At 72.1% G+C, this 24459-nt stretch carries 19 protein-coding genes; 8 read left to right on the top strand and 11 right to left on the bottom strand.

Annotation, left to right across the window (positions count from 1 at the left end; all coding sequences use genetic code 11):
• Positions 1 to 235 precede the first annotated feature (235 nt).
• Entirely contained in the window at positions 236 to 3436 is a 3201-nt protein-coding gene (locus C6376_RS04485; protein WP_107442204.1) for a tetratricopeptide repeat protein, read from the bottom strand.
• Positions 3437 to 3889: 453 nt separating this feature from the next.
• Here C6376_RS04485 and C6376_RS04480 point away from each other — a divergent pair, with 453 nt between their 5' ends.
• Positions 3890 to 5941 carry a thioredoxin domain-containing protein gene (locus C6376_RS04480; RefSeq protein ID WP_107448771.1) on the top strand — a complete coding sequence of 684 codons (2052 nt, stop codon included), beginning with the start codon at positions 3890 to 3892 and terminating at the stop codon, positions 5939 to 5941.
• Between the two features lie 57 nt (positions 5942 to 5998).
• On the opposite strand, the gene C6376_RS04475 is transcribed toward C6376_RS04480, so the two are convergent.
• The 4 genes from C6376_RS04475 to C6376_RS04460 form a co-directional block, all read right to left on the bottom strand.
• Entirely contained in the window at positions 5999 to 6724 is a 726-nt protein-coding gene (locus C6376_RS04475; protein WP_107442203.1) for a Mut7-C RNAse domain-containing protein, read from the bottom strand.
• A 33-nt stretch (positions 6725 to 6757) separates the two neighbouring features.
• Positions 6758 to 7504, bottom strand: a complete 747-nt coding sequence (locus tag C6376_RS04470; RefSeq protein WP_107442202.1) for a TetR/AcrR family transcriptional regulator — start codon at positions 7502 to 7504, stop codon at positions 6758 to 6760.
• The gene (locus C6376_RS04465; RefSeq protein ID WP_107442201.1) at positions 7501 to 8148 is read right to left on the bottom strand and encodes an MFS transporter; all 648 of its coding nucleotides are present in this window, start codon (positions 8146 to 8148) and stop codon (positions 7501 to 7503) included. The genes C6376_RS04470 and C6376_RS04465 overlap by 4 nt, the downstream gene beginning before the upstream one ends.
• 120 nt (positions 8149 to 8268) lie before the next feature.
• Positions 8269 to 8982 carry a hemolysin III family protein gene (locus C6376_RS04460; RefSeq protein ID WP_107442200.1) on the bottom strand — a complete coding sequence of 238 codons (714 nt, stop codon included), beginning with the start codon at positions 8980 to 8982 and terminating at the stop codon, positions 8269 to 8271.
• 316 nt (positions 8983 to 9298) lie between these two features.
• Between C6376_RS04460 and C6376_RS04455 the strand changes: the two genes are divergently transcribed.
• The 3 genes from C6376_RS04455 (at position 9299) to C6376_RS04445 (ending at position 12953) form a co-directional block, all read left to right on the top strand.
• Positions 9299 to 11122, top strand: a complete 1824-nt coding sequence (locus C6376_RS04455; RefSeq protein WP_107442199.1) for a phosphoenolpyruvate carboxykinase (GTP) — start codon at positions 9299 to 9301, stop codon at positions 11120 to 11122.
• A 287-nt stretch (positions 11123 to 11409) separates the two neighbouring features.
• Complete coding sequence (gene rfbA / locus C6376_RS04450; RefSeq protein ID WP_107442198.1) at positions 11410 to 12357, top strand: glucose-1-phosphate thymidylyltransferase RfbA; 948 nt, start codon at positions 11410 to 11412, stop codon at positions 12355 to 12357.
• Positions 12354 to 12953, top strand: coding sequence for a dTDP-4-dehydrorhamnose 3,5-epimerase family protein (locus C6376_RS04445; RefSeq protein ID WP_107442197.1), 600 nt, complete (start codon positions 12354 to 12356; stop codon positions 12951 to 12953). The genes rfbA and C6376_RS04445 overlap by 4 nt, the downstream gene beginning before the upstream one ends.
• Positions 12954 to 13139: 186 nt before the next feature.
• Here the strand turns inward: C6376_RS04445 and C6376_RS46330 are convergent, their stop codons facing one another.
• Positions 13140 to 14285, bottom strand: coding sequence for a DUF4573 domain-containing protein (locus C6376_RS46330; RefSeq protein WP_367881032.1), 1146 nt, complete (start codon positions 14283 to 14285; stop codon positions 13140 to 13142).
• Here C6376_RS46330 and rfbB point away from each other — a divergent pair.
• Positions 14284 to 15258, top strand: coding sequence for a dTDP-glucose 4,6-dehydratase (rfbB, locus tag C6376_RS04435; protein WP_107442196.1), 975 nt, complete (start codon positions 14284 to 14286; stop codon positions 15256 to 15258). The genes C6376_RS46330 and rfbB overlap by 2 nt on opposite strands.
• Complete coding sequence (rfbD, locus tag C6376_RS04430) at positions 15255 to 16163, top strand: dTDP-4-dehydrorhamnose reductase (RefSeq protein ID WP_107442195.1); 909 nt, start codon at positions 15255 to 15257, stop codon at positions 16161 to 16163. Before rfbB ends, rfbD begins: the two co-directional genes overlap by 4 nt.
• Before the next feature lie 75 nt (positions 16164 to 16238).
• Here rfbD and C6376_RS04425 read toward each other — a convergent pair whose 3' ends face one another.
• The 3 genes from C6376_RS04425 to C6376_RS04415 form a co-directional block, all read right to left on the bottom strand.
• Entirely contained in the window at positions 16239 to 17513 is a 1275-nt protein-coding gene (locus tag C6376_RS04425) for a glycosyltransferase (RefSeq protein ID WP_107442194.1), read from the bottom strand.
• Positions 17514 to 17834: 321 nt separating this feature from the next.
• Entirely contained in the window at positions 17835 to 18278 is a 444-nt protein-coding gene (locus C6376_RS04420; protein ID WP_107442193.1) for a hypothetical protein, read from the bottom strand.
• Positions 18279 to 18368: 90 nt separating this feature from the next.
• The gene (locus C6376_RS04415; RefSeq protein ID WP_107442192.1) at positions 18369 to 19580 is read right to left on the bottom strand and encodes a pyridoxal phosphate-dependent aminotransferase; all 1212 of its coding nucleotides are present in this window, start codon (positions 19578 to 19580) and stop codon (positions 18369 to 18371) included.
• Between the two features lie 125 nt (positions 19581 to 19705).
• Here C6376_RS04415 and C6376_RS04410 point away from each other — a divergent pair, with 125 nt between their 5' ends.
• Both C6376_RS04410 and C6376_RS04405 read left to right on the top strand, forming a co-directional pair.
• Complete coding sequence (locus C6376_RS04410) at positions 19706 to 20353, top strand: hypothetical protein (RefSeq protein ID WP_107442191.1); 648 nt, start codon at positions 19706 to 19708, stop codon at positions 20351 to 20353.
• Between the two features lie 170 nt (positions 20354 to 20523).
• A complete protein-coding gene (locus tag C6376_RS04405; RefSeq protein ID WP_107442190.1) occupies positions 20524 to 21417 on the top strand; it encodes a serine protease in 894 nt (297 codons plus the stop codon).
• A 46-nt stretch (positions 21418 to 21463) separates the two neighbouring features.
• Here C6376_RS04405 and C6376_RS04400 read toward each other — a convergent pair whose 3' ends face one another.
• Together C6376_RS04400 and C6376_RS04395 are read right to left on the bottom strand one after the other, a co-directional pair.
• On the bottom strand, positions 21464 to 23089 hold the full coding sequence (locus C6376_RS04400) for an amidohydrolase family protein (RefSeq protein ID WP_107442189.1): 1626 nt from the start codon (positions 23087 to 23089) through the stop codon (positions 21464 to 21466).
• Between the two features lie 22 nt (positions 23090 to 23111).
• Positions 23112 to 24386, bottom strand: a complete 1275-nt coding sequence (locus C6376_RS04395; protein ID WP_107442188.1) for an amino acid deaminase — start codon at positions 24384 to 24386, stop codon at positions 23112 to 23114.
• Between the last annotated feature and the right edge of the window lie 73 nt (positions 24387 to 24459).

The raw sequence follows: 24459 nt of genomic DNA, 5'->3' as shown, positions 1-24459 counted from the left end.
CAGGACCGCTCCCGGGGCAGGACCGCTCCCGGGGCAGGTTCGCTTCCGGGGCCGGGAGCCCGGGCTTCGGTCTGCTCCATCAGGGTCATGCCGTCGCGGCGTCCGCCGACTCGGCCGACGCGGCAGCGCCCGGTCGGGAGAGCGGGGCGGGTGCACGACGACGCACGACAGGTGTGCCGCGAGCGGGGCCCGGCGGACGAACCGCCCGGCCCACGCTCGCGCCGCACCGAACTCCTCAGCCCGCGCCGACGTCCACCCCCATGACCTCCCGGCCGTGCCTGCCCGGTACCAGCCCCAGGCGCCAGGCCTGCCAGCCCGACTCCAGGCGCACGCCGCGTTCCAGCAGCAGGCCGTAGGCCTCCAGGCACTCGGTCAGCCGGTCGTCGCGCAGCGGATGGTGCGCCCGCCGCAGCTCCGCCAGGTCCTCCTGGGCCACCGCGGTGCCCACCTCCACGCCGCCCGGTGCCGCGTACGGCAGGAGCGTGCAGCGCAGGAAGCGGGCCCAGTCCTCGCCGCGCCGGTCGCCGTACGACGTGAACAGGGCCGCCGCCTCCTCGCACAGCGCGAGGGCCGCCTGGGTACGGGCGTTGCCCGCGTCCACGATCGCCAGCTCGACGCATGTCCAGGCCTCGCCATGGGCGACGCCGATGCGCTGGAAGTCGGCGCGGGCGTCGACGAGGAGCTGCCGGGCGAAGCCCGAGTTGCGCAGCGAACCGGTCTGGGCGGCGCGCTGGTCCCGGGTCACCCGCGCCGAGTGGTGCCGGGCGCAGGCCAGCCCGTAGACGTCCCGCATGCGGGAGAAGAGGGTGCGGGAGCGTTCCAGCTCGCGGACCGCGTGGTTCAGGTCACCCGTCTCCTCCAGCGCGAGGCCCAGGTAGTACACCGTCCAGGCCTCGCCGCGCGCGTCCTCGTTGTCCCGGTGCCGGGCCGACGCCCGGCGCAGGTCCTCCGCGGCCGGCCCCGGATCGCCGTCGATCAGACGGGCCCGCGCCAGCTGGGTCATCGCCCACGCCTCACCCCGTGCGTCGCGGGTGCGGCCGTACAGGTCGAGAGCCTGCCGCAGCTCGGACTCGGCCTGCGGCACGTCCCCCCGCCGCAGATGCAGCTGCCCCAGCTGGAAGTGCGCCCACGCCTCACCGTGCACGGAGCCGCCCTCGCGGTGCAGCAGCAGCGAACGGGTCAGCAGGTCCAGCGCCTCGGCGAGATGGGCCCGGTCCCGTTCCACCGCCGCCAGCGCGTGCATCGTCCAGGCGCGGTCGGTGGCCAGCTCGGGCGCGGCCTGCAGGGCCATCGCCTCCCGCAGTTTCGCCGACGCCTCCGTGAGCTGGCCCTGGTGGTGCAGGGTGATGCCCAGCGAGCACAGCGCCCGTGCGGCTCCCGCGTCGTGATGGGCCTGCAGATACAGGTCGACGACCGAACTGAGCGTGGTGCGCGCCTTGTCGAGCTCGCCCAACTGACGGGCCGCGATGCCGGTGCGCCACTGCACGGACCGCACCAGCAGGTCCTGCCCGACCGACTGCGCCAGCTCGCTGATCTCGCCGAGCCGGTACAGGTCGCCGCGCAGCAGGCAGTAGTCGCACAGCGCGCCCAGCAGACTCATCACCGCGTTGTGGTCCACGCCCTCCGCGTGCCGCAGCGTCGCCGTGATGAAGCTCGACTCGTCGTCCAGCCAGCGCAGCGCCTCGTCGAGCGAGGTGAAGCCGTGCGGGGTGAACCGGTCGGAGCGGGTCGACATGTTGCCGTCCACCAGCCGCAGCACGGAGTCGGCGAGTTCCGCGTAGCTGACCAGCAGCCGCTCCTGCGCCGCCGAACGCTCGGCGGGGTCCTCCTCGTCCAGCAGGCGGGCCTGCGCGAAACCGCGGACCAGGTCGTGCAGACGGTAGCGGTCGCCCCGGACCCGGTCGACGAGACCCGCGTCGGCGAGGGCCGCGAGGAGACGGGCCGCCTCCGGACGGTCCGTCGCGAGCAGCGCGGCCGCCGCGGCCGTACCCAGCGAGGCCCGTCCGGCCAGCGCCAGCCGGCGCAGCAGCCGGCGGGTCGTCTCCGGCTGGTCGGTGTAGCGCAGCCACAGCGCGCGCTCCACCGGCTCCACCGGACCGTACGCCGCGAGGTCCGCGGCGAGGGCACGCGGCGAGCGCGGGCCCAGCGAGGAGCCCACGACCCGCAGCGCGAGCGGCAGCCCGCCGCACAGCTCGATGATCCGGTCCGCGGCCTCGGCGTCGTAGGGACCCGAGGCGTCCTGCGCCGCCGCGCCCAGCAGTTCCTCCGCGCCCGCCGCCTCCAGTGGACGGACCGCCAGTTCGTGCACCCACGCGGACAGTCCGGCCGGCAGGGCGAGCGCCGTCCGGGCGGTCACGAGGACCAGACTGTCGGAGCGTTCCGGGACGAGCGCGCGGACCTGCTCGACATCCGAGGCGTCGTCCAGGACCACCGTCACCGGAAGGCCCGTCAGGTGCTGGTGGTAGAGCTCGCCCAGCCGCTTGAGCTGCTGCTCCGCCGAGGAACGCTCACGGAAGAGGAGCTGCTCACGGGGCGCGCCCAGCCGGTTCAGCAGATGCAGCAGGGCGTCCCGGGTGGGCAGCGGGGCCTCGCCGCCGCTGTCGCCGCGCAGATCCACCACGCAGGCGCCGCGGAACTGGTCGCGCAGATCGTGCGCGGCCCGCACCGCCAGCGCGGTACGGCCGCTGCCGGGGTCGCCGTGCAGCACGACCACGGTGGGCCGGGTCTGCGTGCTGGCCCGTGCCGCCTGCACCCACTGCCGGATCCGGGCGAGTTCCGTCCTGCGCCCGGCGAACGGACCGACGGGTTCGGGTAGTTGTGCGAAGGACTGCTGCAGCACCGTCCGCCCGCGTGCCGCCGCGCTCTTGTCGGCGCCGCGCAGTTGCGGCCCCGCCGCCTTCTTCGGACCGGTCGTCGCGCTCAACACCCGCTGCTGGTCCAGGAACGGCCGGATGCCGCGCACCTCCAGCGCCGTGAGCCACTGCAACCGCAACTGCTCGGCGCCGCCGGGCTGCCCGGCGGCGCCGGCCCGGTGGTGCGCGGCGGGCAGGTGCGACCCCGCCACCTTCACCACGGTCGCCGCCGCCCCGACGACCCCGACGGCGACCCCGGCGCCGAGCGCCGTGCCCGGGCCCGTGCCGAGCGCGAGGTCGGCGACCGCCGTCGTCAGGGCGGCGACGCCCGCCACCAGCAGCGGAGTCCGGCCGCCCTCGCGTGCGTAGCGCTGTCCGAAGGTGATCCGGGCGGCCTCCGACTCCTCCAGGGCGCGGGCGTACGCCTCGTACTCCTCGGCGGCGGTCTGCGCCATCGCGTCGAGCGCGCCGCGTGCCCGCGTCAGCAGCGCCTGGCGGTCGGCACGGCCGCCGGACCGCCGCACCTCCTCCTCCACGGCCCGCGCCAACAACCGCTCGGCTTCCGCCCTATGGCCGTCCCGCATGTCCCGTCCCCCTCCGGCGGCACCAGTTGTGCTCGGTCAAGTGTGCGGCGGGCGGCTCCGCGGCGCGAGGGGGCAGGAGGCGTTGCGGCACGGGGCGTCGCCGTCACTCTCGTGATCACGGAACCGACGAGGACGGCGGGGGAAGTTGCGTGAGCGCGTGCAACGGGGGCCGGCGGGTCCGCCGCAGGGCCCCCACCAGCCCTGACCGCCCCGGCCGCCGCACCGCCAGCCGCCTCCGACGCCCCGACAGCCGCGGTGGGCCTGTCGGGTTGTCGGGATCCTCGTTCCCGTGAGGGCGTTCTCCGCGACCGCTTCTGCCTGCTGACCGGCCGGGGGCACGTCGCCTGCCTGCGTGCCGTCACCGCGCCGAGCACGGGCCAGGGCAGGCTCGACGTCACCGTCCGGGACCTGCCTGCCGCCTGACCGGCCGGGACCTGCGGCAGGATGGAGTTCATGGCGAACCGACTGGCCCATGAGACGTCTCCGTACCTGCTCCAGCATGCCGACAACCCCGTCGACTGGTGGCCCTGGTCGGCGGAGGCCTTCGAGGAGGCGCGACGGCGAGGTGTCCCCGTACATCTGAGCGTCGGCTATTCCAGCTGCCACTGGTGTCATGTCCTCGCGCGGGAGAGTTTCCAGGACGAAGCCGTGGCCGCCTACATGAACGACCACTTCGTCAACATCAAGGTCGACCGGGAGGAGCGTCCCGACGTCGACGCCGTCTACATGGAAGCCGTGCAGGCGGCCACCGGGCAGGGCGGGTGGCCGATGACCGTGTTCCTGACGCCCGAGGCCGAGCCGTTCTACTTCGGGACGTACTTCCCGCCCGCCCCACGGAACGGCATGCCCTCCTTCCGGCAGGTGCTGGAGGGGGTGCACCAGGCGTGGACGGAGCGCCGGGACGAGGTGGCCGAGGTCGCCGGGAAGATCGTGCGGGACCTCGCCGGACGGGAGATCTCCTACGGGGACAGCCGGGCCCCCGGCGAACAGGAACTGTCCCAGGCGCTCCTCGGGCTGACCCGGGAGTACGACGCGCAGCGCGGCGGCTTCGGCGGCGCGCCGAAGTTCCCGCCGTCGATGGTGCTGGAGTTCCTGCTGCGGCACGCCGCGCGGACCGGCGCCGAGGGCGCGTTGCAGATGGCGCGGGACACCTGCGAGCGGATGGCGCGCGGCGGGATCTACGACCAGCTCGGCGGGGGGTTCGCCCGGTACTCCGTCGACCGTGACTGGGTGGTGCCCCACTTCGAGAAGATGCTCTACGACAACGCCCTGCTGTGCCGTGTCTACGCCCACCTCTGGCGGGCCACCGGGAGCGAACAGGCCCGTCGGGTCGCGCTGGAGACCGCCGACTTCATGGTGCGCGAACTGCGCACCGCCGAGGGCGGGTTCGCCTCCGCGCTCGACGCCGACAGTGATGACGGCGAGGGCAACCACGTCGAGGGCGCGTACTACGTGTGGACGCCCGCGCAGCTCGCGGCGGCGCTCGGCCCGAAGGACGCCGAACTCGCAGCCCGCTGTTTCGGCGTGACCGAGGACGGCACCTTCGAGCACGGTGCCTCCGTCCTTCAACTCCCGCAGCAGGAAGGCGTGTTCGACGCCGAGCGGGTCGCCGGCATCAAGGAGCGGCTGCTGCGTGAGCGCGCGCTGCGCCCGGCGCCCGGCCGGGACGACAAGGTCGTCGCCGCGTGGAACGGGCTCGCGATCGCCGCGCTCGCCGAGACCGGCGCCTACTTCGACCGTCCCGACCTGGTGGACGCGGCCGTCGCCGCCGCCGACCTCCTGGTCCGGCTGCACCTGGACGACCAGGCACGTCTGGCGCGGACCAGCAAGGACGGTCAGGCCGGCGCCAACGCGGGCGTCCTGGAGGACTACGCCGATGTCGCCGAGGGATTCCTCGCACTGGCCTCGGTCACCGGGGAGGGCGTCTGGCTGGAGTTCGCCGGGTTCCTGCTCGACCACGTCCTCGCCCGCTTCGCCGACCCGGAGTCCGGCACGCTGTTCGACACCGCCGCGGACGCCGAGCGGCTCATCCGGCGTCCGCAGGACCCGACCGACAACGCCGTGCCGTCCGGCTGGACCGCCGCGGCGGGCGCGCTGCTGAGCTACGCGGCCCACACCGGCTCCGAGCCGCACCGTACCGCCGCGCAGCGGGCGTTGGGCGTGGTGAAGGCGCTCGGGCCACGGGTGCCGCGGTTCATCGGGTGGGGGCTGGCCGTGGCCGAGGCGCTGCTCGACGGCCCGCGCGAGGTCGCCGTCGTCGGCCCCGGCACGGACGACCCGGCGTCGAAGGCCCTGCACCGCACGGCGCTGCTGGGCAGCGCCCCGGGCGCGGTGGTCGCCTTCGGCGTCCCCGGCGGCGACGAGTTCCCGCTGCTGGCCGACCGCCCGCTGCGGGACGGCGCACCGACCGCGTACGTCTGCCGCGACTTCACCTGCGACGCCCCCACCACCGACCCGGAGCGCCTGCGCACCGCGCTGGGCGGCCGGGAACAGCCGGCGGGGTAGGGGACCCGCAGGCCGACGGGCCGGGTAGGCCGACGGGCCGGCCGGAAGCCCGGCGGGTCAGCCCGGGAACTCGGCGAGGGCGCGTTCCACGATGGCCTCCAGCTGGTCGTGGTGCGCGCCCTTCCAGTACGCGCGTCCGCAGGAGCGGCACTGGGCGAAGACGTCGTAGTTCTGCTGGGTGCCGTGTTCCAGCTGGTCGGCGACCTCGTCCTTGGTGGCCTGGCGCAGCTCGCCGTTGCAGGCGGTGCACCTGGTCCAGGGACGCAGTGCGGGCGCGAACCGGTCGAGGACGTCGCGCAGTTGCTCGGCGGGGTCGGTGCTGTACACGTAGCCGCCCGCCCACAGTTCGCGCCGGCGCAGCAGGCCCCGGTCGCGGCTGAGCATGACGCGCCGCTCGGCGGCCGAGCGGGCGGCGAGCGCCGGGTCGCCGATGTCGGTCGACTCGTACGCCGTGTCCACGCCGAGCAGGCGCATCCGGCGGGCGAGGGTGCCGAGGTGGACGTCCAGGAGGAAGCGCAGCGGGGCGCCGGGGACGCGCTGGGGGCGGCTGACCGGGCGGACCTCGACGGACTCGCCGTCGGCGGGGATGTGCGAGACCGGTGCCTCGCGGCCGTCGACGACGAGGGCGCCGACCTCGGTGAGGGGCACCCCGAGGGACTCGACGACGTGACCGAGCGTCGACACACCGTCGACGGCGAGTGCGGTGGCGCCGGCGCGCCGGGCGTGCGGGACGAACAGGGCCAGCTCGGGGGCGACTTCGACGCGGATCTCGGGTGCGTTCACCCGGTCAGGATGGCATGGGGGAGCGGTGGTGGTTCAGGGGTTTTCCCTGCCCGGAGCCTGCTCCCCGCCGGGCTTGCCGCGGTACTCGCCGCCGTCCGCCGACCGGCGCTCCCCGCCGTCCGCCGACCCGCCCGCGCGGCCGTGTTCAGGTCCGTGTTCCAGGCCGTGTTCGAGGACTTCCAGAGCACGGCCGAGGAGGGCGGGGAAGTCGCCCTGGTGGCCGTTCTCCGCCCAGTACATGGACGTCTCCATCAGGCCCCCGATGAGCGACATCGCGTGGACGCGGACCTCCAGACTGCCGGGGTCGCGGCCGGTGCGCTCGGCGATCGCGACGCAGAGCATCCGGCCGGTGACCGACATGCTCTCCATCATCCGCGAGCGCACCGCCGGGACCTGGACCAGCAGGCGGGTGCGCAGTCTTGCCACCTCGATGTCGTCCTCGATGCCCGTGCGGGCGGCCGACAGCATCACCTGGCGGATGGACTCCGGCCACGGCTCGTCCGCCGGACGGGCGCGCAGCTCCTCCAGGAGGACCGGGTCGTACTCGTCGGTGAGGACGATGTCCTCCTTGGTCGGGAAGTAGCGGAAGACCGTCGACGGCGACACCTCGGCGCGCTCGGCGATCTGGTCGACCGTCGTGGCGTCGTACCCCTGCTCCCTGACGAGCGCGTAGGTCGCGGTGCGGATGGCCTCGCGGGTCTTGATCTTCTTGCGCTCACGCAGACCGAGTCGCGGGCGGTCGGCGGGGGAGCTGATGCGTGCGGCCGTCATGGGGCTCATTGTCGGGCATCGCTCCGCGGCGCGACCACGTCGGGACCGGCGTCCCGGGGGCCGGCGTCCTCGACGCGCGGACTCCCCGGCAGGAACGCCGCCGTCGGCAGCGCCGAGGCCAGTGCGGCCGCCGCGCAGACCAGCAGGACCAGTCCCATGCCGTGGACGTAGGCGTCGTCGGCGGATCCGGCGAGAGTGGTCAGCTGCGTCCGCTCGGCGATCAGGCGGGTGGCGACCACCGAGTCCCCGGCGGTGTCGGCGGCCCCGGCGGGCAGCCCGGTGACGTCGAGGCGGTCTCGGAAGGTCCCGGCGAGCAGGCTGCCGAGCAGGGCGATACCGACCGAGGCGACGTCCCCGGCGAGGGCGCCGAGGAGTGAGCCGGCGAAGAAGATCCCGAGGCCGGCGACGAGCATCCGGCGGCGGCCGAAGCGGTCGCCGAGGAGCCCGGCCGGGAGCATCAGCGCCGCGAACACGACGACGTAGGAGTCGGCCATCCACTGCTGTTCCCCGGTGGTGGCACCGAGCCGCTCCGCCATGGTCGGGAGCGCCACGTTGAGGATCGTCGTGTCGAAGCCGAGCGTGAGCATGCTCGTGACCAGGGCGGCGAGGGCCCACCAGCGGCGGGGGTCGGGCCCCGCGCCGGATGCGTTCATGGAAGTAACAATGAAATGAGAGTAGCTGTCAAAAAGTAGTTCATGTCAATATCTGGTTCTCCCGGGGGCATGAAAAACGGCCATGGCGGGGACGCCATGGCCGACGAAGGGGGCAGGGGGTCAGCCGTGCTGGTACGCCACCAGGGAGATGCCGACGTAGTGCACGACGAACGCGGCGAGCGTGAGGGAGTGGAACACCTCGTGGAAGCCGAACCAGCGCGGTGACGGGTTGGGTCGCTTGATGCCGTAGATCACGCCGCCCGCGCTGTAGAGGAGTCCGCCGACGACGACCAGGACCAGGACGGCGATGCCGCCGGTGCGCATGAAGTCGGGCAGGAAGAAGACGGCCGCCCAGCCCATCGCGATGTAGCAGGGGGTGTAGAGCCAGCGCGGAGCGCCGACCCAGAAGACCCGGAAGGCGATCCCGGCGAGGGCCGCCGCCCAGATGCTCCACAGCAGCCACCGCCCCTTGCTGCCGGGCAGGAGCAGCAGGGTCAGCGGCGTGTAGGTGCCCGCGATGATCAGGAAGATGTTCGCGTGGTCGAGTCTGCGCAGGACGCCGTCCATCCGCGGGCTCCAGTCGCCCCGGTGGTAGAGGGCGCTGACGCCGAACAGCAGGCAGGCCGTCAGCGCGAAGATGCCGCAGGCGACGCGGCCGCGGGTGGAGTCCGCCAGGGCGGTGAGGACCAGTCCGGAGACGAGGGCTGCCGGGAACATGCCGAGGTGCAGCCAACCGCGGAGCTTGGGCTTGATCTCTTCCGACAAGGAGTGCGCGAGGGACGTGGGGCCGGCGGCCGGCGAGTCCGTGGGCGCGTCGGGGGCGGACGCAGTCATGGGGTGAAGCGTACCTACGCAACCGTAAGTTACGTGTCAGTACGACGTGGCCGCGAGTGAAGAGTGGCCATCGTCTCACGGGGTTCGGGTCAACGGTCGGCCGCGTGAACGTCACGGGAACGCAAAGTGGCGTCCGTACACGTGGCCATCCTCACTCCGCTCACTTGTGAGGCCCTCTGGACATATGGGCACGACAGTCGGATGATCAAATGAGTGCGGTCGACACCGGATGAGCGCCAGGGTCCACCACCGTGAAGCATCCGGGTCGCAGCCCCCACGGGGCCTCCAACAAAAAATCCCTCTTTTAGGAGCAATCGTGGCGCGCGACATCGCGGCTCCCCCCGTCATTCCCACCCAGCACCAGGAACTCGTCTCCTGGGTGAACGAGATCGCCGAACTGACGCAGCCGGACAGCGTGGTCTGGTGTGACGGATCCGAGGCCGAGTACGAGCGACTGTGCGAGGAGCTCGTCGAGCAGGGCACGTTCCGCAAACTCGACCCGATCAAGCGCCCCAACTCCTACTACGCGGCCTCCGACCCGACCGACGTCGCCCGGGTCGAGGACCGCACCTTCATCTGCTCGGAGAAGGAGGAGGACGCCGGCCCCACGAACCACTGGAAGGCCCCCGCCGAGATGCGGGAGATCTTCTCCGGTGAGAAGGGCCTGTTCCGCGGCTCGATGCGCGGTCGCACGATGTACGTCGTCCCCTTCTGCATGGGCCCGCTCGGTTCGCCGTTGTCCGCGATCGGCGTCGAGATCACCGACTCCGCCTACGTCGCCGTGTCCATGCGCACCATGACCCGCATGGGGCAGCCGGTCCTGGACGAGCTCGGCTCCGACGGCTTCTTCGTGCGTGCCGTGCACACGCTCGGAGCGCCGCTGGCCGAGGGCGAGACCGACGTGCCGTGGCCCTGCAACGCGACCAAGTACATCTCACACTTCCCCGAGAGCCGCGAGATCTGGTCCTACGGCTCCGGCTACGGCGGCAACGCGCTGCTCGGCAAGAAGTGCTACGCGCTGCGCATCGCCTCCGTCATGGCCCGCGACGAGGGCTGGCTGGCGGAGCACATGCTGATCCTCAAACTCACCCCGCCGCAGGGCGAGTCGAAGTACGTCGCCGCCGCCTTCCCGAGCGCCTGCGGCAAGACCAACCTCGCCATGCTGGAGCCCACCGTCTCCGGCTGGACGGTCGAGACGATCGGCGACGACATCGCCTGGATGCGCTTCGGTGAGGACGGCCGGCTGTACGCCATCAACCCCGAGGCCGGCTTCTTCGGCGTCGCGCCCGGCACCGGTGAGCACACCAACGCCAACGCGATGAAGACGCTGTGGGGCAACTCGGTCTTCACCAACGTCGCCCTCACCGACGACGGCGACGTCTGGTGGGAGGGCATGACGGAGGAGACCCCGGCGCACCTCACCGACTGGAAGGGCAACGACTGGACCTCGGAGTCCGGTGTCCCGGCCGCCCACCCCAACGCCCGTTTCACCACGCCCGCAGCGCAGTGCCCGATCATCGCGCCCGAGTGGGAGGACCCGAGGGGCGTGCCGATCTCGGCGATCCTCTTCGGCGGCCGCCGTGCGAGCGCGGTCCCGCTGGTGACCGAGTCCTTCGACTGGAACCACGGCGTCTTCCTCGGCGCGAACGTGGCGAGCGAGAAGACGGCCGCCGCCGAGGGCAAGGTCGGTGAGCTGCGCCGGGACCCGTTCGCCATGCTGCCGTTCTGCGGCTACAACATGGGCGACTACATGGGCCACTGGGTCGATGTCGCCAAGGGCAAGGACCCGGCGAAACTCCCGAAGATCTACTACGTCAACTGGTTCCGCAAGAACGACGAGGGGCAGTTCGTCTGGCCCGGCTTCGGTGAGAACAGCCGCGTCCTGAAGTGGATCGTGGAGCGCCTGGACGGCCACGCCGAGGGCGTCGAGACCCCGATCGGCATCCTGCCGACGAAGGAGGCCCTCGACACCAAGGGCCTCGAACTCGACGACGAGGACCTCGACTTCCTCCTCAGCGTCGACAAGGAGATCTGGCGCGAGGAGGCCGCCCTGGTCCCCGAGCACCTCAACACCTTCGGCGACCACACCCCGAAGGAACTGTGGGACGAGTACCGCGCGCTGGTGAAGCGCCTGGGCTGACTCCCGTCCGTGGACTCCGCGGCCGGTATGGGGATGCCCTGACCAGCGATCGTCACGACCGGCCGCGGTGCAGTACCGGCACCCCCACGAGAGGCTTTCGCCTGTCGTGGGGGTGCCGTGTCGCGGGGTGTTTCCCGAGGAACCCCCGACGAATCCCCGGGGGAAGCCCGGAAAAGGCCCGGGGAATCGCCGGACGAGCCCCGGAGGAGCCCCGGAGAATCCGACGTCCTACACGCCAGGAGCGGTGAAGAACCGGGTTTCCCGTCCGGTCGGCCTATGGTGATGCCGTGCGCGGAATCCTGTTGGCCGGAGGCACCGGCTCGCGACTTTGGCCGTTGACCCGCTCGGTGTCCAAGCAACTGCTGCCGGTCTTCGACAAACCCATGATTTACTATCCGCTTTCCACCCTCGTCATGGCCGGCGTCCGGGACATTCTGATCATCACCACTCCCGAAGACCAGGGCCAGTTCAGCCGGTTGCTCGGCGACGGCGGTGAACTGGGGCTACGGCTGCATTACACGGCCCAGAAACGCCCGGAGGGCATCGCCCAGGCTTTCCTGCTGGGGGCCGATTTCCTCGGCGACGAATCCGTCGCCCTCATTCTGGGCGACAACATCTTCCATGGGAGCGGCCTCGGCACCCGGCTGGCTCTGCACGGCGACCCTCAGGGCGGCCGGGTGTTCGCCTATCAGGTCGCCAATCCGTCGGCCTACGGCGTCGTGGAGTTCGACGACATGGGCAGGGCGGTCTCCATCGAGGAGAAACCCGCCCGGCCGAGGTCCCGGTACGCCGTGCCCGGACTGTACTTCTACGACAACCGCGCCGTGGACATCGCCCGGGGCCTGCGGCCCAGCGCCCGGGGCGAGTTGGAGATCACCGACCTCAACCGCGTCTATCTGGAGGCCGGGGCGCTGCAGGTCACCCGGCTCGACCGGGGCACCGCGTGGCTCGACACCGGCACCTTCGGCTCCATGGTGCAGGCCTCGGAGTTCGTCCGGGTGATCGAGGAGCGTCAGGGATTCAAGATCGGCTGCCTCGAGGAAGCGGTCTGGCGGGCCGGCCTGGTCGACGACGACCGGCTCCGCGAACTGGCCCGGCCGCTCCTCAAGAGCGGATACGGCCGGTACCTGCTGGAACTGCTGGAGGACTCCCGGCAGGTCGTCGCGTCCCCGCCGGGCGGACACCCCCCGCGTGACGCGAGCGCGCTGAGCGGGCGGAAGGAGGCGGTCGTATGAGACCGCTCGGCATCGAAGGGGCCTGGGTGGACACGCCGGCGGTGTTCACGGACGACCGGGGCCGCTTCCACGAGTGGTTCCGGTCCGACGTGTTCCGGGACGTCGTCGGCCAGGGACTCCGGCTCGAGCAGGCCAACTGCTCACGCTCCGTTCGCGGGACGCTCCGTGGCGTCCACGCGGCGGCGGTCCCGCCGGGACAGGCGAAGTACGTCACCTGTGTCAGCGGCGCCGTCCTCGACGTGGTGGTCGACATCCGCGTCGGCTCCCCGGGCTTCGGGACGTGGGAGGCGGTCCGGCTCGACGACACGACGCACCGCTGCGTCTATCTCTCGGAAGGGCTCGGGCACGCCTTCATGGCGTTGGAGGACGACTCCACCGTCGTCTATCTGTGTTCGCGGGGATACGCGCCGCAACGCGAGTTCGGGATCCATCCGCTCGACCCGGCACTGGGCATCGCCTGGCCCGACGGCCTCGTGCCGCTCCTTTCCGCAAAGGACGCGGCGGCGCCCACGCTGGAACAGGCGGAGCGGCAGGGGCTGCTGCCGTCGTTCGAGGACTGCGTCGCGTATCGCGGAATTCTCGGCAGCGGCGCTTAGCGCGGCTGCCGCCCGGCAAGTTCCACTCTTTCGGCGGAATGGTGCGGGGACGGCAAAGGTATGGACGCCGCCCGGGTGATCCGAGGCCACTATATCGGACGATCATTCATAGTCCTTGCACAAAAGGTAAAGAATATCGTCGTTGTTCGTGACCGTAGGTGAAGTGGCATGCGAGCGCCTTGAAACTCACTCAGTGCGCGCTTGCTGTCTGATCCCCTCCCCATTGTGAGGAAGGTTCACTTGAACCGTAGAACGATCCGAATCTCGCGCCTGAAATCCGCCACGCTGGTCTCGGCCGGCGCGGTCGCCGTGGCGCTCAGTGTCGTCCCCAGCGCCGTGGCCGTCGCCGACGTGGCGGGCCGACCCGGCGTCGACAGCGCCGTGAACCGACTGCGCCCGATCGAGAAGCCCTCCGCGGCCATCGCCGACGCGATCCGCAGGGCCGGCGCCGAGGGTCAGGCGGTGGTGCAGCCCGACCGCACCACGATGACTCCCGCGGACAGGCACGGCGACGGCCGTGATCACGTCGGCCCAAGAGGGCCGCGTGGCCCTCAGGGGCACGAGGGCAAGCCCGGGAAGCCGGGCCCGCAGGGGCCGCGAGGACCCCAGGGCCCGCAGGGGCCGCGAGGACCGCAGGGATTCCAGGGAGCCCAGGGGTTCCAGGGAGCCCAGGGGTTCCAGGGTGCCGACGGCGCGCAGGGAACCCAGGGAACCCAGGGGTTCCAAGGTGCCGACGGTGCGCAGGGGACTCAAGGGTTCCAGGGAACTCAGGGGTTCCAGGGTGCTGACGGCGCGCAGGGGACTCAGGGGACTCAGGGGTTCCAGGGTGCCGACGGCGCGCAGGGAACCCAGGGAACCCAGGGCATTCAGGGCGTCCAGGGCAACCAAGGATCCCAGGGCAACCAGGGTGCACAAGGCTCTCAGGGCGCCACGGGCGGAGTCGGCAGCAACCTGTACGTCAAGACCGTGACGGGGACGGGATCCGCCATTGTCACCTGTGATCTCGGAGACGTCTCCACCGGCGGCGGGGCCACGATCAGCGACGGCAATCTCGTGGACAACTCCCCGGTCGGCGGCACGCCCACGTCGCCGCCCACGGGATGGAAGGCCGGCGTCACCGCCAACAACTCCATCCAGGTCTTCGTGGTCTGCGCCGACGTAACGCCGTAGTCCTTCGTGAGCGGCGGTGCGGTACCGGCCGCCGGTCTCACCGGACCTGTACGGCGCGCGCCCTTCGAGGCTTCGGCTTCGGGGGGCGCCGCCGCACGAGGACCCGTCCGTCCGACCGACCCGGTGCCGAGCGCCGGGCAGTGAGAGAACTCGGAGAGCCATGCGCGTCCTGGTGACCGGCGGTGCCGGATTCATCGGTTCCGAATACGTCCGGCGGCAGTTCGACGCGGATCCCGCAGCACGGGTCACCGTCCTCGACAAGCTCACCTACTCAGGGGTCGAGGCCAACCTGGCATCGGTGGCCGGGGCCCCCGGCTACACCTTCGTGCGGGGCGACATCTGCGACCCGGACGTCGTCGACCAGGTGATGGCGGGCCAGGACGCGGTGGTGCACTTCGCCGCCGAGTCGCACGTCGACCGGTCGATCGAGGGCGCCGGCCCGTTCGTCCGCACCAACGTGCTGGGTACGCAGGTGCTGCTCGACGCGGCCCTCCGGCACGGTGTCGGCCGCTTCGTCCAGGTGTCCACGGACGAGGTGTACGGCTCGATCGGCGAGGGGTCGTGGACCGAGGGCCGTCCGCTGGCCCCGAACTCCCCGTACTCCGCGTCGAAGGCCGGGGCGGACCTGCTGGCGCTCGCCCACCACCGAACCCACGGCCTGGACGTGGTGGTCACCCGCTGCACCAACAACTACGGGCCGTACCAGTTCCCCGAGAAGGTCGTCCCGCTCTTCGTCACCCACCTGCTCGACGGGAAGCCGGTCCCCCTGTACGGGGACGGCCGCAACGTCCGCGACTGGCTGCACGTCTCCGACCACTGCCGGGGCATCGACCTCGTCCTGCGCGGCGGCCGGGCCGGGGAGGTCTACCACATCGGCGGAGGCGCCGAGCTGAGCAACCACAAGCTCACGGGTCTGCTGCTGGACGCCCTCGGGGCGGACTGGGACCGGGTCGAGCACGTACCCGACCGCAAGGGGCACGACCTGCGCTACTCGCTGGACGACAGCAAGCTCCGCGAAGAACTCGGCTACGTCCCGCGGACGGACTTCACCCAGGGGCTGGCGGACACGGTCGCCTGGTACCGCGCCCACCGCTCCTGGTGGGAGCCGCTGAAGGAGAGGGCCGGGTCGCGATGACCACGAGGTGGCTGGTCACCGGCGCCCACGGGCTCCTCGGCCGGGACGTGCTGGCCGAGCTCACCGCCGATCCGGACGCCGTGGTGACGGGCCTCGGCCGCGACCGGCTCGACATCACCGACCCGGCCGCGGTGCGGGCGGCCGTCCCCGGCCACTCCGTGGTCGTCAACTGCGCCGCCTGGACGGACGTCGACGGCGCCGAGCGGTCCGAAGCGGCGGCCACGGCCGTGAACGGCACCGGCGTCCGGCACCTCGCCGCCGCCTGCGCGGACGGCGGCGCGATCCTGCTGCACCTGTCGACCGACTACGTGTTCCCGGGCGACGCCCGCGGGCCGTACCCCGAGGACGCGCCGACCGGCCCCGTCAACGCGTACGGCCGGAGCAAACTGGCGGGCGAGCGGGCGGTCGTCGAACTGCTGCCGGACACCGGCTACGTCGTGCGCACCGCCTGGCTCTACGGCGAGCACGGTCCCAACTTCGTGGCCACCGTGCTCGAACTCGCCGCCCGCCGCGAGTCCCTGGACGTGGTGGCCGACCAGCACGGTCAGCCGACCTGGACCCGGGCGCTCGCCCGGCAGCTGGCCGCCCTCGGCCGCGCCGCGCTCACGGGCCGGGCCCCGGCCGGCATCTACCACGGCACGTCGGCGGGCCGCACCACCTGGTGCGGCCTGGCGCGCGACACCTTCCGGCTCAGCGGTCTCGATCCCGAGCGGATCCGGCCCGTCGGCTCGGACAAGTTCCCCCGGCCGGCCGCGCGCCCGGTGTTCGGCGTGCTGGGCCACGGCAGCTGGCTACGGGCCGGCCTTGCGCCCCTTCCCCCGTGGGACGACCAGTTGGCCACGGCCGTGAGGCGGCCCGTCTTCGCCGCACTGGCCGCCCGGGCCCGCACCACGCGACGGCCCTGAACCGACCAGGCGCCCCGCGGGACCCGGGAGTCCCGCGGGGCGCCTCACGCGCACCGGCCCGAGTCCGCGCGGGACCTACACCAGCAGCGGGCCGCCGCAGCGATCGGCGCCGTCCTTCATCGCGATGAGGTTGGCGATCACATAGGAGATGTTCTTCTCGGAGTGCCACGCGGACGGGAAGCACGTGGTGAGCCGCGAGCTCTGGAACCTGGCCTCGATCTCGGGCACGAAGGCGCGGTACTGGTCGTCCGTGTAGTACCAGAAGGAGTTCTCGTTGTAGTAGGCGACGTGGGTCGGGTCCTGGTACGCGCCACGGCCGTCGGAGCTGGGGGTCGTGCTGAGGAGCATCCCGCCGGGCGCCAGCAGCCGGTACAGCTCGTTGATCAGGGGAATCTTGGCGGGCACGTGCTCCAGGAAGTCCACGGCCCGCATCAGACCGACGGAGTCGTCGGGCAGGTCCAGCCTGCCGGGCAGGGTCGCGACGATGTCGACGCCCTCGCCCGGGTACTGGTCCACGCCCAGGTAGCCGGGCGGCTTGCGGTGCGCCGCTCCGAGGTCCAGCGCGAGCAGTCCCCTTCGGTAGGTCCAGGCGAGGGCGTTGGCCTCGATGTACTTGTCGTACAGGGCGATCGTCTCGCTCTGGATGTGCGCGTTGGTCTCCGGGTCGCGCTGGGTGTTCGCCGGGTGCATCCGCTGCAGGTACAGGCAGCGGGGGATGTGGTGGAAGTCGCCGACGTGGAACAGACGGCACATCAGGTCCTGGTCGTCCAGGACCGAGCGGGCGGCGTCGTACCCGCCGGCCCTCTCGTAGGCGTCCCGGCGGAACGCCCGTACGTGGTTGGGCGCGTACCAGATGTACGCGATGTTGTGCGGCGTCGGCGCCATCGCCCTGACCTGCAGCAGAGTCTGGCCGTCGACGCGTACGTCCTCGTAGTGCCAGCCGTGCGACTCGTTGAAACGGCTGTCGTCCCGTTTCCCGTCCTCGGTGATCTGCGCGGTGTTGCTGTAGACGAAGACCGCGTCGGGATTCTCGTCGAACGCCTTGCCGAGCTCCGCCAGGCACGCCTTCGCCAGCAGGTCGTCGTGGTCGAGTTCGACGAGGATCTCGCCGCGGGCCAGTTCACAGGCCCTGCGCTTCGCCGCTCCGACGCCGGTGACGTCGTCCGCGATCTCGATCCGGACCCGGTCGTCGGGGTGCTCCGGCCGCCAGCGGGCGCCGTTGTTGAGCAGGACGATCCACTCCCAGTCCGGACAGGTCTGCGCCCGCAGGGTCGCCAGGCACTCGTCGAGGAAGCGGGTTCGGTGGCTGGGGGTGAAGACGGAGAACCTCGGGGTGGCCGTCGACGTCATCTGGTGCTCCCTGCTCGGCTCGATGGTCGTCGGGAGGCCGACTTCGAGCGGATCGCGGGCGTGCCGACGTGCCGGAGTCGACCACCGTCATGTGCGCCGACGTTACGAGCCGGTCGGGAGAACGCCACCGTCCGGCAGGCACTTGTGGTGTACAGATCACCCGAATGGGCGGACCGCGGGCGGACGTCGTGAGAGGCGGCGCCGGCGCCGCCGGCCGCGTGGACGTGACGCGGTGATGGCGCCCGGTCCGCGCGTCGCTGCGGGTGCACGCGGACCGGGGCCGTTCGAGGTCCCCGCCGGGGGAGTCCCCCGGGGAGGGGGTCAGCCGGCGGCGCTCAGTTCCTGCTGCTCGGCCTGGCCGGCGGCGTGCGCGTCCATGCGCTGGGCCGCCAGGATCGCCACGGCGGTGTCCGCCCGGGACGCGGCGACGAGGAGGGCCCGGCCCGCCAGGGCGTGGGCCCGGTCGTGCAGTGCCGCGAGGTGCGGCGCGGCCGGCGCGTGGGCGGCGAGGTCGGAGCGGACCTGCGCCCGCGCGCCGCGCAGCCGGGTCACCTGCTGTGCGAGCCGGGTGGCCGCGGCGTCCAGCTCCGCGGACGGCGCGGTGGCGCGCAGCTCGTCGGTGACGGCGAGCAGCGCCGCGAGGTGACCTGCGAGCTGGATGTCCAGCTCCTCCTCGCGGGAACGGTGGGGGAAGTCCGAGGGCGTGCCGGCCATCGCGGTGTGGACGGACCTACGGGAAGAAGCTGTGTGGATCGGCTCGTACATGAGGATGGCCTCCCGTGCTGTCAGGAAACCATCCTAGCTTGGATTTCGTCTAAAGTTGAGGGGTTGGGGAAGTCGTTGCCCGGATGATGTTTAAGTCTGGCTGTAGCCGTCCAGGAAGCGGGCGATCCGGCCCATGGCGTCCCGTAGATCCGTCGCCGTCGGCAGGGTGACGACCCGGAAGTGGTCCGGCTCCGGCCAGTTGAAGCCGGTCCCCTGGACCACCATGATCTTCTCCCGGCGCAGCAGGTCGAGGACCATCTGCCGGTCGTCCCTGATCTTGAAGACCGCGGGGTCGAGGCGCGGGAAGAGATACAGCGCCCCCTTCGGCCGTACGCAGGTGACGCCCGGGATCTGCGTCAGCAGCTCGTACGCCGTGTCCACCTGCTCCTTGAGCCGTCCGCCCGGCAGCACCAGGTCGTCGATCGTCTGGCGTCCGCTCAGGGCGGCCACCACCCCGTGCTGTCCCGGCATGTTCGCGCACAGGCGCATGTTCGCCAGGATCGTCAGGCCCTCGATGTAGGAGTCGGCGTGCGCGCGCGGGCCGGAGATCGACATCCAGCCGACCCGGTAGCCGGCCACCCGGTACGCCTTCGACATTCCGTTGAAGGTGAGGGTGAGCAGGTCGGGGGCGATCTTGGCGGTCGGGGTGTGCGTGGCGCCGTCGTAGAGGATCTTGTCGTAGATCTCGTCCGAGCAGATCAGCAGGTTGTGGCGGCGCGCGATGTCCGTGAGCCCCCGGATCATCGCCTCCTCGTAGACGGCCCCGGTCGGGTTGTTCGGGTTGATGATGACGAGTGCCTTGGTGCGGTCGGTCACCTTGCGCTCGATGTCGGCGAGGTCCGGCATCCAGTCCGCCTGCTCGTCGCAGCGGTAGTGCACGGCGGTGCCGCCGGAGAGCGAGACGGCGGCGGTCCACAGCGGGTAGTCCGGGGCCGGGACCAGTACCTCGTCGCCGTCGTCCAGCAGGCCCTGCATCGCCATGACGATCAGCTCGGAGACGCCGTTGCCGATGAAGACGTGCTCGACGTCCGTCTCGATGCCGAGCGTCTGGTTGTGCATCACGACGGCCCGGCGCGCCGCCAGCAGTCCCTTGGCGTCGCCGTAACCGTGCGCCGTGGAGACGTTGCGGAGGATGTCCTCCAGGATCTCCGGCGGGGCCTCGAAGCCGAAGGCGGCCGGGTTGCCGGTGTTCAGCTTGAGGATGCGGTGACCGGCCGCTTCCAGCCGCATCGCCTCCTCGAGAACCGGGCCCCGGATCTCGTAACAGACGTTGGCGAGCTTGGTCGACTGGATCACCTGCATGTCTGGGAGCTTACGGCCCGGTAACGCTCCGTGGGGCGTGTTTTCCGCCACGCGAGAAGGGTGGTTTGGACGGTTATCGACGGTAGCTGTCCCGTCGGGCGCACAGGTCCCTAGAATGCACGGCCATGTCCAGGCCAGGTGAGAATGGCGTGCCCCCGGTGCGGCCGATCGTGTACCACCCGTACGCCGAGATCGATCAGCCCTCGTACGAGCGGTACGCCGATCCGGCGGCCGCGCACGGGTGGGAGAACGCCTACGACGAGACGACCGAGCTGCCTCGGGTCCCCCTTGCCGGGTCCCCGGCCGAGGGCCCGGAGGGCGGCCGGGCGGACCGCCGGCGTGCCGCCCGCCGGGCGGGCGGGTGGCGCGAGCGGCGGGTGCTGACCGCCGCCGGGGCGGTCGGCACGGTGGCGCTGGCCGCGGTGGTCGCGGGGCTGTCCTTCGCCGGGGATCCGGGCGGTGACCAGCAGCGCAGGCAGGGGGGCACACGCTCGGCGTCGGACGGCGCGGTGAGCTCCCCGGCCGGGCCGGCCGACTCGGCGAGCGGCCCGGCCGAGCCCGCGCGGCCGACTCCGTCCGCCTCGGCCGGTGCGACGCCGTCCCCGGGCGTCACGCCGTCGAGGACGCCGTCGGCCGGGTCGTCTGCCGGTGCGGGAACCGGTGCCGGAACCGGCGTCGGCCAGGTGGTGGGTGACGAGCCCTCCGCCGCGACGTCCGAGCCCGGGAGGAGCAACGCCGGGAAGGGGCGCGGGCTGCGAAAAGGCGGAAGGTAGGCGAGAGCGTGGGCGAGGACGCTTCCTGAGCCCCTCGCCGCCGTCCGACGAGGCCCCGCGGCCGAAAAGCGCCCCTTGTCCTCCGCCCCCTCGGCACCAACAATGCGCATGACAAATCAGTGGCGGCCGGAAGATCTCCGGTCGCCTTGTCATGAGAGGGGACCCCCCACATGAGAAAGCCTCTCGTCGCCGCCGTCTTCGCCCTGGCCATCGCCGGGGCGGGCGCGGCGCCCGCGGTCGCCGCGCCGGTGAGCGCGAAGCCGGCCGCCGCCGCCGTGAGCGCGACGCCCGTGGCCAAGGCGGAGACCAGGGCCGCCGCGCCGACGCTGCGGGCCGTCAACCTCGCCGGGACCGTCGCGCTCAGCAACTGCTCCGGCTCGGTCGTCCGCTTCCCCGGCTCCCTGGACACCGACCCGGCGCTGGTGCTCTCCAACGGCCACTGCCTGTCGACCGGGTTCCCGGAGCCCGGCGAGGTGCTCGTCAACCAGGCCTCCAGCCGCACCTTCGGCCTGCTCAACTCCGCCGGCACCCGGGTCGCGACCCTGCGCGCCAGCAAGCTCGCCTACGGGACGATGACCGACACCGACGTCTCGATCTACCAGCTCACCAGCACCTACGCGTCGATCAAGAACTCGTACGGGATCTCGGCGCTGACCGTGCAGGACACGCACCCGGTCGCCGGCACCGCCATCACCGTGGCGTCCGGCTACTGGAAGCGGCTCTACAGCTGCAACATCGACGGGTTCGTCTACCGGATGAAGGAGGGCGACTGGACCTGGAAGGACTCGGTCCGTTACACCTCCGCCTGCCAGACCATCGGCGGCACCTCCGGCTCGCCGGTGATCGACCAGGCCACCGGCAAGGTCGTCGCCGTCAACAACACCGGCAACGAGGACGGCCAGCGCTGCACCGAGAACAACCCCTGTGAGGTCGACGCCAACGGCAACGTCACCGTCCGCAAGGGCATCAACTACGCCCAGGAGATCTACCAGATCCCGGCCTGCTTCACGACCGGCAACCAGATCAACCTGAACAAGAGCGGGTGCACCCTGCCCAAGCCGTAGGGGCTGTCCGCCGACAGCCCCTCGAGCAGGGCGGCGGGGCGTTCCGTCACGTGGGACCGCGACGGACCGCCCGCCCCGCCAGCACGTCCGTGCGCCGGCCGTCCTCGATGACGAACCGGCCGTCGACCAGGACGTGCGGGATGCCCGTGGGCAGGGTGCGCGGGGACTCGTACGTCGAGCCCGCCGCCACCGTCGCCGGGTCGAAGAGCACCAGGTCGGCGCGGTGGCCCTCACGGATCACGCCCCGGTCCGGCAGGCGCAGCCGGGCCGCCGGACGGCCGGTCAGGTGGGCGACGCACTCCTCCAGGGTGAGGAGCCCCGACTCGCGCACGTAGTGGCCGAGATAGCGCGGGAACGTGCCGTAGGCGCGCGGGTGCGGCCGGGCGCCGGTCAGGACGCCGTCCGAGCCGCCCGTGTGGACACGATGGCGCATGATCGCGCGGACGTTCTCCTCGTGGCCCACGTGCTGCAGGATCGTCGGGCCGAGTCCGTCCTCGACCAGCAGCCGGCGCGCCGTCGCCCACGGAGCCTCGCCCAGACGCGCGGCCGACGCGCCGATCGTGCGGCCCACGAAGTCGCCCAGCGCCGGGTCGGTCACGCCGGAGATCTCGATCGTCTCCCAGTCCACCGGCACCCCGTGGCAGCCGTCCGCGCCCCTCACCTCGAGATCGTGGCGGATGCGTTCGGCGCTCTCGTCGTCCGCGAGCCGGCGCAGGACCTCCGAAGGGCCGCCCTCACTCGCCCAACTGGGCAGCAGGGCCGCGAGCGTGGTGCAGCCGGGGGTGTAGGGATAGGTGTCGAGGGTGATGTCGGCGCCCGCGTCGAGCGCCTCGTCCAGCAGGGCCAGCAGCTCGGGCGCGCGCCCCTCGTTCACGCCGAAGTTCATGGTGGCGTGCGCCAGATGCAGGCCGCAGCCGGCCTTCCCGGCCAGCTCCACCATCTCCGCGTACGCCTCCAGCGCACCGGCGCCGTAACTGCGGTGGTGGGGGCAGTAGTAGCCGCCGTACCGCGCCACCACCCGGCACAGCTCCTCCAGTTCGGCGTTCCCGGCGTACATCCCGGGCGTGTACGTCAGCCCGGACGACAGGCCGACGGCACCCTGCTCCAGGCCCTCCGCCACCAGCCGCCGCATCCGGTCCAGCTCCCGCGGCGTGGCGGGGCGGTCCTCCCAGCCGACGACGAGGGCCCGGACCGTGCCCTGCGGGACGAGGTACGCCGCGTTCACGGCGATGCCCCGTCCGTCGACACCGCGGTCCAGCCGGTCCAGGTACTCGCCCACCGAGCGCCAGTCGAAGTCGACGTCGTCGCCGGGACCGTTCCAGCCGGTGATGGCGCGGCGCACCTCTTCGAGGGTGCGGTCGTCGACCGGGGCGTACGACAGACCGTCCTGGCCCAGGACCTCGAGCGTCACGCCCTGCGCCGCCTTCGCGCTGTGGTCCGGGTCGCGCAGCAGCGCCAGGTCGCTGTGGGCGTGCATGTCGATGAAACCGGGGGAGAGGACCAGCCCCTCCGCGTCCAGCTTCCGCACGGCTCTCGGACGCTGACAGCCCGCGGCCGCCGCCTCCTTGACGATTCGGACGATCCTGCCGGCGTCGATCACCACGTCCGCGCGGTAGGAGTCCGCGCCCGTGCCGTCGACGACGTCGGCGTCCCGGATGACGAGTTCTTCCATGGTCGGCCTCCGCTCGGACGGGTCAGAAGTACGTGCGGATGTAGTCGATCACCGTGCCGTCCGCCTCGGCCAGCGGGATCAGCGGCCACTTGTCGAAGGACGTGCACGGGTGGGACAGGCCGAGGCCCACCCAGTCGCCGACCTCGAGGTCCGCCTCGTCCGTCGTGCGCAGCCAGGCGTGCTGGTCGGACAGGGCGGTCAGCGACACGCCGGTCGCGGGGCGTTCACGGCCGTCACGGCGGATCACCTGGGCGAAGGGCAGGTCGAGGTCGTAGGCGGCGTCGCGCTTGCCCGCGTTGACGAACGCCTGGTCGGGGGAGGGGCGGGAGACGACCTGGGTCCACAGCCGGAACGCGGGCCGCAGCGCGCCCTCCCCGGGGACCCGGTTGAACGGCGTGAGCTTGCGGTAGTGCCCGTCGTCGTGCGAGACGTACGCCCCCGAGCGCAGCAACTTCAGCACGGGGAGGGAGAGTTCGGGGACCGCGGCGAAGACGTCGGCGACCGTGTCGAACCAGGCGCTGCCGCCGGCGCTGACGACGATCTCCTCGACGCCCGCGAACCGCCCCGCCCCGTCGAAGCCGGCGGCCAGGGCGACCAGCCGGCGCAGCCAGGCGTGCACCCGCTCCGGGTCGGCCCCCGGCACCTCGCCCTCGTAGCCCGCGACCCCGACCAGCCGCAGCGTCGGGACGGCCGCCACCGCGTCCGCGACCGCCGCGCCCTCCTCCCGCGTGCGCACGCCGGTGCGCGCGCCGTCACCGGCGGACAGCTCGACCACGACGTCGAGGGGACGGGCGGCGCCGCGCAGGGCCGCGTCCATCAGTTGGACACCGCGCACGGAGTCGACGTAACAGACCAGGCGGAACCCGGGGTCGGCGTCGAGTTCGGCGGACATCCAGCGCAGGGCCGCCGGGTCCACCACTTCGTTGGCGAGGAAGATCCGCCGGACGCCGTACGCCCGCGCCACCCGCACCTGGTGCGGGACCGCGAGGGTGATGCCCCAGGCGCCGCGGTCGAGCTGGCGCCTGAAGAGCTGCGGGGCCATGGAGGTCTTGCCGTGCGGCGCGAAGGCGAGACCGTGCCGGGTCGCGTACGTCTCCATGAGCGCGAGGTTGTGCTCGAGGCGTTCGGCGGAGAGCGCCAGCACGGGGGTGGAGAAGCCGCCGGTGAAGAGGTTGCGGCGCTGGGCGGCCAGCTCGCCGACGGTGAGGCCGTCGGCGTCCGGCGGGAGGCCCTTGAAGCGGTGGTCGACACGCTCCTCGGCCAGTCGGGCGAGTGCCGCGAACTCCTCGGTACTCATGGAACCTCCCTGATCAGGAGCGTTGCGTAAGCTGCAACGTCCATTGCGTATGTCGCCGACCGCTGTCTAACAT

This window comes from Streptomyces sp. P3 (assembly GCF_003032475.1).
Taxonomy (GTDB): Bacteria; Actinomycetota; Actinomycetes; order Streptomycetales; family Streptomycetaceae; genus Streptomyces.
This window is presented reverse-complemented; position numbering and strand designations above follow the sequence as displayed.